The organism is Streptomyces sp. NPDC091280 (assembly GCF_044768565.1).
Classification (GTDB): Bacteria; Actinomycetota; Actinomycetes; order Streptomycetales; family Streptomycetaceae; genus Streptomyces.
This window is the reverse complement of sequence record NZ_JBIVUZ010000002.1, coordinates 554,124-568,899: the sequence shown is the minus strand read 5'-3', so window position 1 is coordinate 568,899 and position 14,776 is coordinate 554,124. Positions and strand designations below refer to the sequence as shown.

General features: G+C 70.2%; 17 protein-coding genes. 10 read left to right on the top strand and 7 right to left on the bottom strand.

Features of this window, described 5'->3' with window-relative positions; translation table 11 throughout:
- Window positions 1-376: 376 nt before the first annotated feature.
- The 3 genes from ACIQPR_RS09105 (at window position 377) to ACIQPR_RS09095 (ending at window position 2,015) form a co-directional block, all read left to right on the top strand.
- Complete coding sequence (locus ACIQPR_RS09105) at window positions 377-1,069, top strand: hypothetical protein (protein ID WP_403644229.1); 693 nt, start codon at window positions 377-379, stop codon at window positions 1,067-1,069.
- Between the two features lie 200 nt (window positions 1,070-1,269).
- Window positions 1,270-1,626 (top strand): hypothetical protein, encoded by a 357-nt coding sequence (locus ACIQPR_RS09100; RefSeq protein WP_403644226.1) that lies wholly within the window; start codon window positions 1,270-1,272, stop codon window positions 1,624-1,626.
- Window positions 1,627-1,703: 77 nt separating this feature from the next.
- Window positions 1,704-2,015, top strand: coding sequence for a hypothetical protein (locus ACIQPR_RS09095; protein ID WP_403644224.1), 312 nt, complete (start codon window positions 1,704-1,706; stop codon window positions 2,013-2,015).
- A 60-nt stretch (window positions 2,016-2,075) separates the two neighbouring features.
- Here the strand turns inward: ACIQPR_RS09095 and ACIQPR_RS09090 are convergent, their stop codons facing one another.
- Together ACIQPR_RS09090 and ACIQPR_RS09085 are read right to left on the bottom strand one after the other, a co-directional pair.
- Entirely contained in the window at window positions 2,076-3,239 is a 1,164-nt protein-coding gene (locus ACIQPR_RS09090) for a hypothetical protein (protein WP_403644221.1), read from the bottom strand.
- A 242-nt stretch (window positions 3,240-3,481) separates the two neighbouring features.
- Window positions 3,482-3,652 (bottom strand): hypothetical protein, encoded by a 171-nt coding sequence (locus ACIQPR_RS09085; RefSeq protein ID WP_403644218.1) that lies wholly within the window; start codon window positions 3,650-3,652, stop codon window positions 3,482-3,484.
- 281 nt (window positions 3,653-3,933) lie between these two features.
- On the opposite strand from ACIQPR_RS09085, the gene ACIQPR_RS09080 reads away from it, so the two are divergent.
- Window positions 3,934-4,509, top strand: coding sequence for a hypothetical protein (locus ACIQPR_RS09080; protein ID WP_403644215.1), 576 nt, complete (start codon window positions 3,934-3,936; stop codon window positions 4,507-4,509).
- 69 nt (window positions 4,510-4,578) lie between these two features.
- On the opposite strand, the gene ACIQPR_RS09075 is transcribed toward ACIQPR_RS09080, so the two are convergent.
- Window positions 4,579-4,854, bottom strand: coding sequence for a hypothetical protein (locus ACIQPR_RS09075; protein WP_403644213.1), 276 nt, complete (start codon window positions 4,852-4,854; stop codon window positions 4,579-4,581).
- 708 nt (window positions 4,855-5,562) lie between these two features.
- Here ACIQPR_RS09075 and ACIQPR_RS09070 point away from each other — a divergent pair.
- Both ACIQPR_RS09070 and ACIQPR_RS09065 read left to right on the top strand, forming a co-directional pair.
- Window positions 5,563-6,963 (top strand): serine/threonine protein kinase, encoded by a 1,401-nt coding sequence (locus ACIQPR_RS09070; protein WP_403644210.1) that lies wholly within the window; start codon window positions 5,563-5,565, stop codon window positions 6,961-6,963.
- A 470-nt stretch (window positions 6,964-7,433) separates the two neighbouring features.
- The gene (locus tag ACIQPR_RS09065) at window positions 7,434-9,251 is read left to right on the top strand and encodes an RNA-binding domain-containing protein (protein WP_403644208.1); all 1,818 of its coding nucleotides are present in this window, start codon (window positions 7,434-7,436) and stop codon (window positions 9,249-9,251) included.
- A 305-nt stretch (window positions 9,252-9,556) separates the two neighbouring features.
- Here ACIQPR_RS09065 and ACIQPR_RS09060 read toward each other — a convergent pair whose 3' ends face one another.
- The 3 genes from ACIQPR_RS09060 to ACIQPR_RS09050 all read right to left on the bottom strand — a co-directional run bounded on the left by ACIQPR_RS09060 (window position 9,557) and on the right by ACIQPR_RS09050 (window position 11,758).
- Window positions 9,557-9,703 (bottom strand): hypothetical protein, encoded by a 147-nt coding sequence (locus tag ACIQPR_RS09060; RefSeq protein WP_403644205.1) that lies wholly within the window; start codon window positions 9,701-9,703, stop codon window positions 9,557-9,559.
- A gap of 121 nt (window positions 9,704-9,824) precedes the next feature.
- Complete coding sequence (locus ACIQPR_RS09055) at window positions 9,825-10,247, bottom strand: hypothetical protein (protein WP_403644202.1); 423 nt, start codon at window positions 10,245-10,247, stop codon at window positions 9,825-9,827.
- Between the two features lie 776 nt (window positions 10,248-11,023).
- On the bottom strand, window positions 11,024-11,758 hold the full coding sequence (locus tag ACIQPR_RS09050) for a DUF6417 family protein (RefSeq protein ID WP_403644201.1): 735 nt from the start codon (window positions 11,756-11,758) through the stop codon (window positions 11,024-11,026).
- A gap of 310 nt (window positions 11,759-12,068) precedes the next feature.
- Here ACIQPR_RS09050 and ACIQPR_RS09045 point away from each other — a divergent pair, with 310 nt between their 5' ends.
- From ACIQPR_RS09045 to ACIQPR_RS09030, 4 genes are all read left to right on the top strand, one after another.
- The gene (locus ACIQPR_RS09045) at window positions 12,069-12,827 is read left to right on the top strand and encodes a hypothetical protein (RefSeq protein ID WP_403644198.1); all 759 of its coding nucleotides are present in this window, start codon (window positions 12,069-12,071) and stop codon (window positions 12,825-12,827) included.
- Between the two features lie 30 nt (window positions 12,828-12,857).
- Window positions 12,858-13,154, top strand: a complete 297-nt coding sequence (locus tag ACIQPR_RS09040) for a hypothetical protein (RefSeq protein ID WP_403644196.1) — start codon at window positions 12,858-12,860, stop codon at window positions 13,152-13,154.
- Between the two features lie 336 nt (window positions 13,155-13,490).
- Entirely contained in the window at window positions 13,491-14,027 is a 537-nt protein-coding gene (locus ACIQPR_RS09035; RefSeq protein WP_403644193.1) for a hypothetical protein, read from the top strand.
- 53 nt (window positions 14,028-14,080) lie between these two features.
- Window positions 14,081-14,215: a hypothetical protein gene (locus tag ACIQPR_RS09030; RefSeq protein ID WP_403644190.1), complete on the top strand. Its 135-nt coding sequence runs from the start codon at window positions 14,081-14,083 to the stop codon at window positions 14,213-14,215.
- Window positions 14,216-14,273: 58 nt separating this feature from the next.
- On the opposite strand, the gene ACIQPR_RS09025 is transcribed toward ACIQPR_RS09030, so the two are convergent.
- Window positions 14,274-14,531: a PhzF family phenazine biosynthesis protein gene (locus ACIQPR_RS09025; protein ID WP_403644188.1), complete on the bottom strand. Its 258-nt coding sequence runs from the start codon at window positions 14,529-14,531 to the stop codon at window positions 14,274-14,276.
- Window positions 14,532-14,776: the final 245 nt, after the last annotated feature.

Below are 14,776 nucleotides of genomic sequence, written 5' to 3'. Positions count from 1 at the left end.
CATGCACGACCGGAATCGCGCACAGCCGCAACGGCCTCTGCCGGCACCCGCACGGTGGCTGGACACGTAGCAGCAACGATCCTTCCGCCGTACCACCTCTCCGTCCGGGAACCCCGTGCGGCTCGCTGGTCGCCGACGCCGCCCCCGGGCCGGACACCACGCGCCCGCCGGCGGGCGCCGAACGCCGAACGAGCCGAGGGCAGAACGAGCGGCGCGGCGAAGGCCCGCCTCGGGGAATTCCCCTCACGCACACGGGCGCAGATCTAACCGAATAGGTCCAACTTGTAATGTTTTAAAAGCTCTTGACAGGTTTTCAGATGTTCCGTCATGGTCCTATCCGCCCGCGACGGGCGGACCACGAGAGAGGACGATCCCCATGGCACGACGCACCGAGTACGACGAAGGCCAGGCAGCCGGGCGCCTGCGCGTCCCCGTAGCCGCCTTCCGGTGGGCGCGGCACACCGGCCTCGTCCCCGCCCCCGACGCCTCCTGCTGGCAGTGGTCGCGTGCCGCCGTGGAGACGATGGACCCGGCCGCGATCCGGGCCGCTCTCCCCCACGGCCCGATCTCCGCCGCCGCGGCCGCCGACCGGATCGCCGAAACCCTCGGCACCCCGAACCCGCCCGCCGGCGAAACGCCGGTCGTGAGCGCCTTCGCGGTACGCCGTCTCATCGCCGACGGACTGCTCACCGACCTGACGGCAAACCCGGAAGCCGTACTGCTCAACCCCGACCAGGTGATGGAGATCTGCGCCAGCATCAGCGGCCTGGCCCAACGCCTCGCGGGCGAAGCACCGCTCGGTCCGGACCAGGCCGCCGCCCGACTCGGCGTACGCCGGACCGACTTCGACTACATGTGCGACCTCGCTTGGGTCGCGCCCGCCGAACGGCGCGAAGTCCGCTTCGGCACCTCCCGCGCCGGAGCCGTCCTCGTCCCCCTCTTCCGCACCGCCGCCATCGACGCCCTTCCCGCAGCCCACCCCGAAATCGACTGGCAGCAGCTGCGCACGGTGCCCAAGGGCCGGCGCTCCCCGCTCGCGGCGCTGACGAAGCCGGCCGCCCGGGCGTGACCGCAGCTCCCATCGCTCGTTGGACGGGACTGCGGAGCATGGGCATGTCTCCGGGGTCCGGCCGGACCCCGGAGACATCGCCGTCTTGCCGCCCGCACCGTTTCCCGCGCGACAGTGACGCGGCCTTTCCCCGCCAGGGCTCCCGCCCCCGGCGGATGCGGCACGTACAGCGGCTTCGCAGCGCTTCATCTTTCACCTTCGTGCGCCTGCGTATTGAGACCTGGCAGAAACCGCCGCTTTCCCGCCCCGCATGTACAGCCCGCCGTAATAGGGCCACAGCACTTGCAGTCGCGCCGCCGCTCCAAGACGCGCTGCGCACGGCCGTTGAGAGCGAGCACAGCACCAGCGAACTGCGCCATCACCTCACCCACGCGGAAGCCGCCGCTCACGGCGGCGCGACCGCCCAGGAGAACGCCCTGCTGCGCCGCGCCGCCGACCTGCTGCTGCGCCGGGACCGCGGCGTGGGCGCCAGCACTCCGTCCCCTCCCCCGCGCGGGCCGCCCTGGCCGCCCTGGCCATCTTCCACGCGCTCACCTCCGGGCAACTACGCAGCCTGAAGACCACCGACCTGCGCGACGGACGCCTGTTCCTGCCCAACCGGACTGTCCTGCTCGCCGCCCCCGTACGTACCCGCTTGGCGGCCTACCTGGACTACCAGAACCACCGCTGGCCTCGCACCGCCAACCTGCACCTGTTCGTCTCCCAGACCACCGGCTGCGGCGTGGAGCCGGTCAGCCACGTCTGGATCAACGACGTGCTCGGCATGCCCACCAGCCGGCTCCGGGAGGACTGCCTCCTCCACGAGGCCGAGGCCACCGGCGGCGACCCCCGCCGCATCTGCGACCTGTTCGGACTGTCCGTCGGCGCGGCCCTGCGCTACACCGGCACCATCGACCAACCTGGCCTCGTCGAACACGGCCTCCGCAACGCGGGGCCCGCACCGTGACTAGGGCCCGAGTAGCCACACCCGACAGCATTGATGCCGAGCATGCCCAGCGGGATGGAGTCAGAAGAACGTCGTCAACTCGACGCGCTTGTCCTCTGGATTGAACCGGAGTCCGATCGTGAAGGTTCGGTACTGGCCATCCTCTACCTCCACGTCAACCAGCGCTGTGTAGAGCAGGTTCCCGTACGCGTCGAGGCGCAGGTTGTACAGGTGCCCCTGCGCCACCAGTTTACTGACCGCGACCTCCAATGCGGGCTGATTCAGGTGGAGCAGGCCCGCTTGCTCCACGGAGTCCCGGTGCTTGCCGTCCTGAAGGTACCCGTACCGGCCTGGGGTCATCCAGATGTCGGGTGACTCCAGGTATGCGGCGTCAGGGTTGAGTGTGGCGAGCGCCAAGCAGTTGTCCTCGCTGTTCTGGCCGGTGAGGTGGCTGTTGATCCGGTACCCGAGGAACGGCAGGAAAAGACTGTCGATCACTGCCGTAGGCGTGAAGCCGAGTACCTCAAACGGCAGCCCCGCACCGTTTGGCGTACCGCCTTCTTCGGCCACGCCTTCCAGGATCATGTCGCCCACGCGAAGGCCAGAGTTCACCAGGGACAGACCCAGGAGCTCCTTAAGGGCGCTGCGGTCGGTGCAGTCGGCGTGCCCGACATAGGCGGGGTGCCCAGCAGCGCTGGCGGTGAGCGTGTCAGCCTGCTCTTTGGACAGGTTCGTGACGTATACGCAGTACACCTGCGAGGGGTGGATGACTGAGAACGGCTGCTGATAGACGACGCTCTTGTCCATGGCCGCCTGCACCTCGTCGGCGGAGTCGTGGAGGATGTCGCCGCGCAAAATCGAGTTGACCGGGACTCCCTTCCGCGGTCGCGGCAGACCGGCTATCCACGCCTCCGCCACGTCTATGCCGTAAAAGCCGTTAGAGCCCAGGGACGCCACCGCGGAGTCGAAGAGGAGAGCGATCTCCCTGCGGCGGTGATCCGGTACCAGCGCCTTGGCAAGGCTGCTGTAGGTGATGCCCAACTCGTCGAGGTTCCGGGTGAGCCGAAAGTGATCGGCGCGCATCATGTGGTGGAACTCCCGGTCGGTCAGATTCAACGTGTCCCGCATCGCAGCGAGGAGGACGCTGTTGTGGGTCGTGACCAAGTGGATGTTGAACGGTCCGGCCAGCAGCTCATCCCACCCGGTCAGCAGCTCATCCCACGGCGGTGGGCTGCCGGCAGCCATGCCTGCCTCCTCGAATCGGGGTATCGGGGTCGCCGCGTGATGGGCGAATCACGAGACTATGCGGCCCATTACGCTCGCAGCCTCTGATTTCAGCGGTCCTCGGGCACAGCCACGCCCGGGCGGGATCCCGCTAGCTCGGTCGTGGTTCCGGTAGCGCCGACACCGGTGCCCTCGGTTCAGCAGGCTCGGCCGAACCCGGGCCCGCTCCGGTACCGTTCTGGACGCACCACCCGCGAGTTCGGTTACAAACCCCCTTCGGAAAACTCGAACTCACGGCCTTTGGCCATTTCCTCCAGCCGCCGGAAGACGGCCTCTGTGTCGCCCAGGGCGCGGTGCCCACCGCCCAGCTTCTGCCAGTTGTAGCTGCCGAAGTAGTCGTGCCAGCCGCCGAAGAAGGCGGCGTACTGCTCCATCGCGCACTCCTCCCACACCTGCGCGTCCAGCCAGGCCCGTGCGGCCGCGTGCCGTCGGGCTTCGTAGCGGGGGGGTGCTTGGTGAGGTCGACCGTGCCCCAGGCCTGGTGGTGGAGATGGAGCTTCCACAGCCGTCGTCCGGTGTCGTACTCCCGGTTGTAAATCACGATGCGGCGGCCGACGAGGCGGTGTGACCGAGCCTGCGGACGGTTGTTCGGAACCACGCTGGGAAAGATCCGCATCCGGCGCGTGTGCGCGGATTGCCAACGAGGGGCGGGTCCATGGAAGACTTCTTTGCCGGGGTCGAAGGACGCACCCACGCGTGGCCGCCGGGCCGCAAAGACCTGCACTGGCTGATCGTTCCCGGCGAGGACTTCGCCCGCAAGCGCCTGTACGAGCCCTACCGCGTGCTGTCCGAGCAGCCCGGCCTGCACTCCGTCCAGCCGCAGTGGATGCACTGCACCGTGCTGCACGCCGGACCGCAGGACAGCGCGAGCACCAGGGAAGTCGACCAGATCATCCGGGAGGTGACCCGCCGGGCCGCCGACACCGACCCGTACGAGATGACGCTGTCCCGCCCGGACATAGGCACCGTGGCCATAGAGAGCAAGGGCTACCCCGGCCGGCCCCACCGAGAGCTGTGGGAGATGACCTGGCAGGCGCACTGCAGGGCGGTCGGCGACCGGTGGCCGCGCATCCCGGCGGTCTCCTATCCCTCCCCATCTCTCCCACGCCTACGCCGGTGCGGAGGGTCGCCTGGCAAACCGTGGCGCGCTTACGGTGCTGCTGTCCGACCTGCCGGGCAGTCCGGTCACGGTGCCGGTCACGGCCCTCAGGTTGGTGGCCGAATGGCATGACCGCCGCGAGATCGTGTGGGACGTCCTCGACCAAGTACCGTTGGGCCCCCGGCCCTGAAGTGGACCGCCTCAGCTGTCTTCCGGGCCGGGCTCCGCGTCCAGCTGCACCGCAGCGACCTTGGCCCACATCTCCGCCAAGGCGATTGCCCGCTCAAAGCCCAGCTGCTGGTCCTTGAGATGGTCCAGAAGCCACCGCTGCCACTCGCTCAGCTCGCCAGGGGAAGCGTTACTCAGCGTCCTCGCCTGGTCCTGTTCCTTCCACGCACGCTCCGGACTCCCCGCGACCTTCGCCCAGTTGTAGGCCTGAAGTGCGGCGTCGGCATGTCGGTCCCAGGGCTGGTCCATCAGCAATCCCCCTGCTCCAGCTGGCGGTTAGGTGACCAGACCCTGTCCACGGTCACGGGGGCCGGTTCGCCGAACGCTCTCCCCACGGCGCACACGTAGCAGCCAGTGTGCGCCGTTCCGGGCCTGGTCCGAGGAACTGCGCCGCCGCTGACCGTCGGGAGCGCGGCCGTCCACCGCCAACGGAACCCTCATCCTGCACCGCACCGCCGTCCGCTACGGCCTCGTCCGCAACCGGCCCCGCCATCCCAGTGACCCGCCCGGCCCGCTGCCCCAGGAACACTCCATGACCTGGGAAATCAGCCCCGCAGCCGCGCTCCTGGCCCCCGCCGTCACCGCCGAGTTCACCGACGCCCCCGCAACGGCGCATCGACCGCCCACCGCACCGGCGGCTGCACCGCTGTGACGCCACACCGATGTCCTGTGACCGCAAGGGATCCGCGCTTGCGGTACACGACCTGACCGTCGAACGCGCCGAGCGCCGGCCGGTGTACACGGTCACCTGGCGCGCGATCAGCGTCCGGACAAGCCGCCTCACCCGGCTGCCGGACCGTGTGCGCCGGCGGAGAGTCAGCCGTGCAGGACACCAGCTCGCGGGGACGGCCGGCAACCAGTGCCACCGAGCGCAGCAGGATCCCTTACCCGTCCCAACTCTCAGGCAGACCATGCCGTTTGGTCCGGAGCGGGACACAGGAACGCTACCGTTCGGGCATGCCAGGAAAACCCGCTCCCCGCCCTCCGCAGCACCCGCGTAAGCCCCAGCCGAACCACATCAGCGGCGACTACAACGTTCCGCGGTGGCGCGACGACGGCCCACTCGGCTCCGACCCACGGAAGAAGTTCGTGCGCAGAGCCACCGAGGCGAGCAGCGGACGCGAGGGCGTCCTCAAGCACATGTCCAACCCGCCCGTGCCGGGCGAGGGCTACGTGGACAAGGGGCGGCAGGTCCGTCGCCGGCGCTTCTACGACGAGGCGCTCTTCATGCGGCAGGTGAACGGAAGCCCGGGCATCCTGCCCATCTGGGACATCGACGACGCTCACGGCAGCGCGCCCCGCTGGTACGCCATGCCCCGGGCCCGGCCGCTGGCCGACACCGTCGACGACACCACGACCGTCCTCGACGTGGTCACGCACACCGCCGCCCTGGCCCGCACCCTCGCGGTGCTCGCCGGGCAGGGCATCTACCACCGGGACATCAAGCCCGACAACCTGTTCTGGTACGACGGGGCGCCGGTCCTGGCGGACTTCGGGATCGCGGCCTTCGCCCACCTGCCCGCCGGCCTGACCCGGGTCGGGGAAAAGGTCGGCCCCGCCAACTTCATAGCCCCTGAGATGCGCAGCGCCGACGGCAAGGACCGCGGCGAGCGGGCCGATGTCTACTCCCTCGCCAAGACCCTCTTCGTCCTGGCCCACCCCCGTCGCGGCCCGTACCCGCCCGAGGGAACACACCGGGTGGGCGCGGAGGAGTTCAGCCTGTCCTCCCACGGCGGCGGGAACGCCATGACCGCCCTGGAACACGTCCTGGAGGCCGCCACCCAGCACCGCGTGCAGGACCGGCTGACCATGGCCGACTTCCATGCCGAACTGGCGGCCTGGCTCGACCGTCACGCTGCCCGGGCAGCCGGCTTCCACCCCTTCGGCCGCCCCTTCATGGGCGGCTGGGACCCGCATGCGGACCGAAACCGCCGCGATGTCGAGGCGACACGGGCGATGATGCTGCCCTGTATCCGGCGCATCGCCGAAGCCCTGACCGGCGACCCGGACGCCTGGAGAGAGGGCATCGACCACGACAACGGCGATCGTACCCTCGGCGAATACGGCCTTGTCGACAACTGCGAGGAAGGCTTCATCCCCGACGGCGGCTTCATCTGGATGGCCACCGACCTCCACGACGGACAGCGCATCGTCCTGGACGCACTCCTCGACGACAGCGTGTGCTTTATCGCCGAAGCGCAGCGCAGCGGACCGCCGTGGGCTCTGGAACAGCAGTGGGGACACACTCCGTGGCATCGTGCGCGGATGCCACGGACCGCCGATCAGGTCCAGCAGCTGACGGACACGGTCCTCGCCTGGATATCCCACCCCGCACCGGGAGCCCCAGGATCGCTGTGAGCGGAACCTTCCGGACGGCCGTGCGGTTTCCCTTGGTGGAGACGCCGTCCATGAAGGGATAGACCGCTGTGGGAACGCCCGAACAGGCCTCTGGCCCCTCCTCCGTGAGGATCCATCGGACGGCCTGCGGGGGATGGCGGGCCGATGGGGCGGGTGAGGGCCTCGGTGGGAGCGTGCAGGTGGCTCGGGACGGCAGCCGCTGGGCGTGCTTCGTCAGGAGGTCGCACGAACGGTATGGGCAGAACACCGTCCTGTGATGCGGGGTCCGTGGAACCCAGCCCTGTCCCCCGCACCCCAGGCCCAGATCACAGGCTCTGAGGTGTGCCGGGGATGCAGAGCGCCTCGTGCGCAGGGCTGTCTGCTGCGACATCTGCGGCCGTCGCGGGAACCACTCGGACATCCCCGGCCCGATGAGGCGTCTGCGGGCCGGGAAAGCGTGCAGGGCCGAAACGCCGGTGGATACTGCCGGGGTGCCGACAGACCTCAAGAGCGCGCTGGCCGCGCTGAATGCCCATGAGCCGGGCCTGCTGCTCGGGCTGCGCGAGACACAGTGGCTCGACGCGAAGGCGGTCCCGTACCAGCTGGCCGACCCCAAGGCGGCCGAGGAACTCGTCAAGGACGTCACGGCGTTCGCCAACGGCGGCGGCGGGGTCATCGTCATGGGCATCGCCACCCGCCCCGAGCATGATGAAGAGGTCCTGGACCATATTCTCGGCGTCGACCCGGCCGGGGTGAACCTGGACCAGATCCGCAAGCTGCTGCGCGAGCGGATCACCCCGGCTCCGCGGGGCGTGCGCGTGGGATGGTCCGGTGCCGACGGCGGGCGGCGGGTGGTGTTCATCGACATTCCCGCTCAGGCCGTCGACACGCTCCTCGTCGTGCCGGCGCCGGTGGGCAGGCCCGGTTCGCCGCGCCCCGACACGGTCGCCGTGCCGATGCGGGACGGCGACAGCACCCACTGGCTGCAGCGGACCGAGATCCAGCAGTTGCTGGCCGCCGGGGTCCGGGCCTCCGGCATGCCCACCGCCCAGGCCCTGACCGAACTCGTGCGGCAGGCCGTGTCCGAAGCCGCGCCGGACGGCGGGACGCGGGTCGGGCAGGGCCTGCCCGGCCGCGAGCGGGAGATGCGCGCGGCCTACGAGCAGCTGGCAGAGGCGGGGCTGGGCCAGCCGGCCGGCGAGGCATGGGCGCAGGGGACGGCCGCGCTGCAGGATCTGCACCACGCGCGGGACGGCGAGCCGGGCTGGGTGCTGTGTGTGGTGGCCGGGCGTCCTGCGGTCGTCGTTGCCGCACCCGTCTGGCAGGCGATCGCCGACGCCGGCCGGTACGCAGCGGGCCCCGACCCGCTCGCCGCCACCGGGCTCCCCCGCCCGCCCCAGGACACGGACGCGCCGTGGGTGATCACGGCCGACACCCGCAGCGTGGACCTCGACGGAGGAACGTGGGGGGCGGGCCGCCTGACGTGTTCGGGGCGCGGCGTGTGGCGGTGGCAGCCGCTCCCCCGTTTCAGCCTCGACCAGGGCGGGTCGGCCGAGATCGGGACGGGCGGGCAGACGCCGGCGCTGCGTCTGCGTGCCCTGGTGAACCTGCCCTGGGCCGGCACGGACCGTCTGGAGATCAGCAGACCTCGGCGCACTCTGCTCGAACAGCAGCTGCCGCACAGCGCGGTGGCCGGGGCGGTGACGGCACTGTCCCGGCGCCGCGGCGGGCAGCTGCCCGCCGCTTTCTGGCAGCGGGGGCCCTTCTACAACTCGGGCCGCTCCCTCGGATACTCCTGCACGATCGCCGCACCGGACGGCAGCACGGCCCTGACGGCCGCGGTCATGCTCGTCCTGCCCTCCGTGATGCAGTCCGCCGTGGTCGCCTGCGCGGACGTCCTGATCGAGGACCCGGCGGCCTGGGCAGCAGCACTCGGTCCCGGCGCGGACACCCGGCTGGACCTCGACGATGTCCAGGCCGTCCTGGTGAGCGCGTGGGAGAGTGCCGCCGAGCTGCTGCCCGACGTGGTCGGCGCCCCGGCCGGGCTGCTGTGGGCCGCACCACCCACCACCGAACTGCGCATCACCTGCGAACAGCCCGCCGGCAACGGCGTCCTGCCGGTCCTGGACACCCTCATCGACCTGACGCCGTTCGGTATCACCGACCGCGGTCCCCGATCACAGATGGCGGTCACCGTCACGGCCGCACCGGCCATGGGCCGCTCCGAACGCACGCGGCTGCTGCGGGAGGCACTGGTACACATGGCCTCCGCATTCGGGTACGTCGACGCGGAGGTGGACCTGCTGTAGTACGGCGAGGGTCTCGGTCGGCGGGGCCCCGCCCGGGTCGCTGCCCCGCCCAGCGGCTGATGATCTGACCGCTTCACCGGCCGGTATGCCGAGCGGTCTGCGCCACAACACGAGCATGGAGGCATGTCCCGGCCTGCGGGCGGTGGCCCGGCCGGCGCGGGCTTCCGCTTCACCGCTCGGGCGCGGAGCTGCCGGACGCCTCACGATCCGACCGAGCGCGGTGGTCGGGTCCGGCGCAGCTGCTGGTGGCGGCGGCGGTCGCGCCACCAGGCCAGGCGGTGGGCGGACTCCTGCGGCAGGAGTGCCTACAGGACGGCGACGGCGATCAGGCCGAGGACCAGGGGGGCGAAGAGGACCGCGGTCAGCCACCACGGGGCGCCGGCCAGAGCCGATGTGATGCCGCCCAGGCCGGCCGCGGCCGACGGGACCAGTGGCAGTGGTGCGGTGATCATACGGGATTCCCCCTCCGGGCGGCGCACCGTGCGGTGCGCGGGATGTGCGGCCGGACGTCTTTTTCGGTCCGGCACACACCAAGTTGAGCGGAGGCAGATGAGCTTGATGTATCGGTGGGTGTCACACCCGTCGGCCATAGCGGTCGAACGCCCGCTGCCAGGCCTCCTCCATCGACGCTTCGAGCAGCCGGGAGCCGCCGCGGTAGGCCTGGGCGGCGAGGTCCTGGACGAGATCCTTCCGCGGGCCGGTGAGGAGGTACCGGGCCACCGAGGGGCCGGGCCAGGGGCATGACGGCCGCCGCACACGGAACTTCGAGGCGATGAACTTGCTGTGGCGGGTGTCCCGGCGCCGGAACGCCCGCGCGTTGCCGCGCAGTTGGCGCAGTTCCTGGAGTTCGGGGTCGGCGAGGCCGTCGTCGCGGAAGGCCTCGATGGTCTCGTCCATCTGCTCCAGGGTCGCGGCGCGGGCCTCGGCCATGACGGCGTGCTGCTGCTGCGAGGTCAGGAAGCCGAAGCGGAGTGCCAGGTCGGAGGGCAGGTCCAAGACGATGCGCAGCGAAGGGTCCTCCTCGTACGTGTGGCTCCAGTCGATGAGGACGGCCTCGATGAAGGCGGAGATCTGCTGGGAACGCAGCTTCTAAGCCCGTGCCGCGGCGACCAGCGGCTCGGCGCCGGACACCGGCCGGAAGGCGTGGAGGTGAACCAGGTCTGGGACGTGCCCTTCGGAGAGATCAAACTCGAAGGAGGCGCCCCAGACAGACACTGCGAGTCCCCCCACTGCTGCTCCTCCGTGGCCCACTTCGAGAAGCTGGCGTGTCCGCAGTGCGGCAACACTGCCGAACTCCACCTGCGCGGAACCTGAAACGGCCCGGCTGACGTCTTGTGCCCGTGCGGCCATACCTGGCGCTTGGGCGTCGAGGAGCCGCGATGGGCAGCGTCGGAGGCTCGGATCATGCAAGAAGCCATCACCGCGACCATACGGGCCCATGGCATGCCCACCATCGAGCGGTAGTCGCCAGGAGGGAGTACCGGCGCTCCGCGTGGTGGACGATGAACTGCCTCCTGTACCCCTGGCCGGCCCCAGGCGAGGACGGCGTCACCGGCGCCCTGCGTCAAGAGGGGGCCGTGGCAGGAGATTCGGTGTGATTCGCATCGTCCAAGAACACAGTGCGTCCCGGTGCCCAAGCGGTTGCCGAGGAGCATGTCTCCTGGGTTCGCCCGCCTGAGGCCCTTGACCTGTTCGATCGTCCAATCTGTGCTTGGCAGACGGCCCGCTCACGAGGACTGACGGCGCACTCAATTCCCGAGCTGGACGGGACGTCAGTCATCCAGCCTCCCCGGCAGATCGGCTGTCTCGCCGGTGTCTTCGCCGGTCTCCCGGTGGCTTTCTCGCCTTGAGCTGATCTGCACCGTCCGCACGTCCGGGACGCGGGCCGGACCAGGCGGCGAGGGGAGACTCAGCGCTGTCGGCACACCTGTGTCCGGGTGTTGCCGGTAGATGACGTTGTAATCGCGGGCGAACCGGTTGGCCTCCGCCTCGGAGCAGGTGAGGCGGTACAGATAGAGGCCGTAGGCGACGGAGGCGATCTGCTGCGGCGTCAGGCACAGCTGCCAGCGGTTGTCCGTGCGGCTGAAGTCCGCGGCGCGGACGCGTTCGGCGAGTCCGTCGGCGGGCGGCGTGGCCAGGTCGGAGGCGAGGGCGACGAACCGGCGGACGGCGTCCATCTGCGCCGGGCGGAGGTGCACGTGCTGTTCGCCGGGGGCCGGTTGATTCGGGGCCGGGACCGTGAGCGGCGCGGCACGCGCGTAGAGCAGGGCGTCGCGGCCGTGCGGGCTCAGCCGTGCGGCCCATCGGACCGGTCGCGAATGGAGAGCGGAGAGCTCGGCACGGGTCTCCCGGTTGGCCAGTTCAGCGAGACCTTCTCCCGCCACCCGCTCAACACTGTTCTGGACTGCGGCAGTTGCCTGGGCGTCCAGGACCCAGCCGTGGCGAGTTGCCCGCTCGCCGGCATCGAGCAGCTCCAGCGCGGCGAGACGCTTGTCCCTGTTCCTCATGCACAGCCTCGTTCCGTTCCGGTCCGCCAACTGGCCGTCATTGTCGGGCCCGGCGGATCGGGCTGTCGCGGTGTTCGGAGCGGTTCGGGCGGCGGAGTGCGTCCGTGCACCTGGTCGGGTGCCTGCGCTGCCGGTTCCCACGGGCCGCTCGGGCGGTTTCCACCGTCTCCAGCGCCAACCCGTCCCAGCTCTCACCGGAACAAGGCGCACCCAACTGCTTTCAGTACGGACAGCGGCCACCGCACGGTGTGAGCCGCAGGCTCAACACGGCCATGGTTACGGGCGATTGCCTGCTGGATAGGATCTCGGCATGTCCAACAGCCTTGTATCGCACTGGGAAGCGGCGGTTGCGCGAGCCCGGGAGCAGCACGCGCTGAGCGGCAGCGAGTGGGATGTCCTCGCGTTGATCTTCGCGCTCGTGGCCGTTGAGGACGGCGTCGCCGTCCAGGACGTTTCACTGTGGTCCGTACGCTACCGGCTCGGCGAGCCCCAGCAGGTGCGCCAGGCACTGTCCGTGCTGCTGCCCGGCCCCCTCGACCATGTCGCCACCACGGTGGCGGAGGGGCGGCAGGAGCTGACATGGCTGCGGATCGACGACCTCGTCGACGAGCACGGCACCTTCACCGGCCGCTCGTGGCTGGCTGACCTGCTCGCGCCGGAGATCGAGGCTGTCGTCCGTGGTCGTGGCGCTTTTGGGGCACCCGCCCCGTTGGAGGGTCGGATCTGGCGCCTGTGGGCCGCCCTGCAGGCACCCTACGGCATCCGCTACGAGGACACTCTCACGTCGGAGGAACTCGCGGTCCACGACGAGACGGGCCGCGACGGGGGATACAGGGCGTCGGGCAGGACCGTGTTCGAACGCAGCGTCGAGCGCCTCATCCAGTTCCTCGACAGACTGCTCCTGCCGGCCATCGGCGCGCTGCCCCTGCACCGTGAGGTGCTGGTGAAGCGCGGTGTGCACGCAGGGCGCAGCGGTGTACTGAAGGCGGTCACCTGGAGCATTGACGAGGAACGGCAGGCGTGTTGCGAGCCGCCGGTCTCGTTCACGATCACGTTCGATGACCGGTGAGGCACGGCAGATATCGCCCCGGCCGATGTGATGCCACTGCCTCAATGGGACCGCCGCTGCGCCGTGGTGCACGCGGGCCAGCCCATGCCCATGGAGTGGGCCGCCTGCGTGCTGCTGGACGGCCCGGAGCCCGATGCGTCCTGGCAGCACAGCGTGATCACGGCGCTGGAGGACGGCTGGCCGGTGGTGAACGGGCGCCTCGCCGTGCTCCTCCCGTCCCCCGTCGGCGAACTGGGCTCGTGGCTACGTGATGCCTACACCTGGGCCGACGAGATCATCAGCACGCGCGCACCGGTCGCCGGACCCGGCACTCCTCACGCGCCCTGACCGGTATGTGATCTCGAAGGGGCGCGCGACCGTCTCATCCTGCAGATCCCCACACCCGACGAGGCGACCCGCCAGTGGGCAGGCGAGCACACCGTTCCCGTCGCGCCGAATCCGGCCGACGCTGCCGCCGCGGTCCTCAAGCGCCTTGGCCGCGGCTGGCGCCGCCAGGGAGGCGAGCGGCAGGTACCGCTTCCCCTCGTACGCAACTACGGCTACCACCAATGGCGGGACGCCCTGCGCCAGGCCGGCCGGGTTCTCGATGGCGCGACCATCGACTGGGCGCCGCCGGATACCTCCCGTCCCGGGGAAGCCTCCTGGTGGGCGATCACCGCACAGGTGAGGGATCCCGATGATCTCGTCACCGAGGAGTTGGTCGTCGGACGCCACGACGTGCTCAGCCTCATCGCCTTCCGGCGGCGGCCGGTATGGACCGACAGCGAAGTCGTCCTCCTGCGCCACCCCCTCAGTGTCGGCGCCCCACCGCCCATCACCGCGCCGACACTGTTCCCCTTGCGTCTGCCGACCGTGGACTTCGGCGGTCCTCGCCACCTCCGAGGGAAGTACCCAGACGAGGGCGTATCGGCGCTGCTCTGTGAAGCCGGCCTCGTCACCGGCAGGGCCCGGATCCGATCTCTGGGCAACCTGCCTGAGTCCGGACTCCTTGCCGCCCGGCGCCGCACCTTCTGCCTGCAGTTGACAGACGCGGAGTGCGAGGAACTCAAGGCCCGGTGTGAGGCTCGCGATGGCAGAGCCGTAGCTGGGGCAGTGGAGGTCCACCGCGTCGCCGACCTGCTCTCTGCCCGTCCGGTCCGCGACGCGCTGGTCGACTGGGCCACCCTAGGTGTGATCCTGCGGGCAGTGGCTCCCGCCTGACTTCCGTGCGGGGCCAGCTCCCGGACCTGCCGCGCCGCGGCCCGCTGTGTACCGTGCTGGACCGTATGCCCGGCGAGCAGCGGGCGTTCGTGATGGGGCACAGCACCTGGAGCAGGGAGGGACTTGGCCCGGCACGAGCGGACGGGACGGCCGTCACCGCCGCCCTGCGCCAGTTGATGGGGCTGTAGCGCCGTTCCCTCCCCGGTGGGCCGTGCCGATCACGCGATGGTCGCCACCAGCTGCCGATCACACGGGGACTGTTCTGACCTCGGGGTCGGGAGGGAGGTCCAGTCGCCCTGAGCCGATGAGACACATGCCGCCGCCGACGGTGATCGCGCGAATTTCGTCGGCGTCGGCGTCCGCGGTGGCGTGCAGGGTGGACGGTCTGCCTACGGATTCGCCCTGGCTGATGGTGAGTTCGGTTCCGGAGGCGAGCAGGCCGTGGCGTACGAGATGCGCGGCGAGCGGTCCGGCTGCAGAGCTGCAGGCCGGGTCCTCGGGCATGGCTCGGTTGACGCGGAGATTATGGGGTCCTTCGTTCCTGTCCGTTGTCCGTTCTAGATACAGCCACGCTCACCCGCAGCCCGCACACCCCAGTCGGTACCGACAGCCGACTCGGGTCGTCCATTCACTTCGCTTGTTACTCAGTGCAACCAAAGCACCCTTGAGGCGCGGTTACCCTGCGAGGCTCAGAGGCGGGAATCACTCAACATGTCGGCGGCGCTCACGGGCTTGTTTGCGGCCTTCGA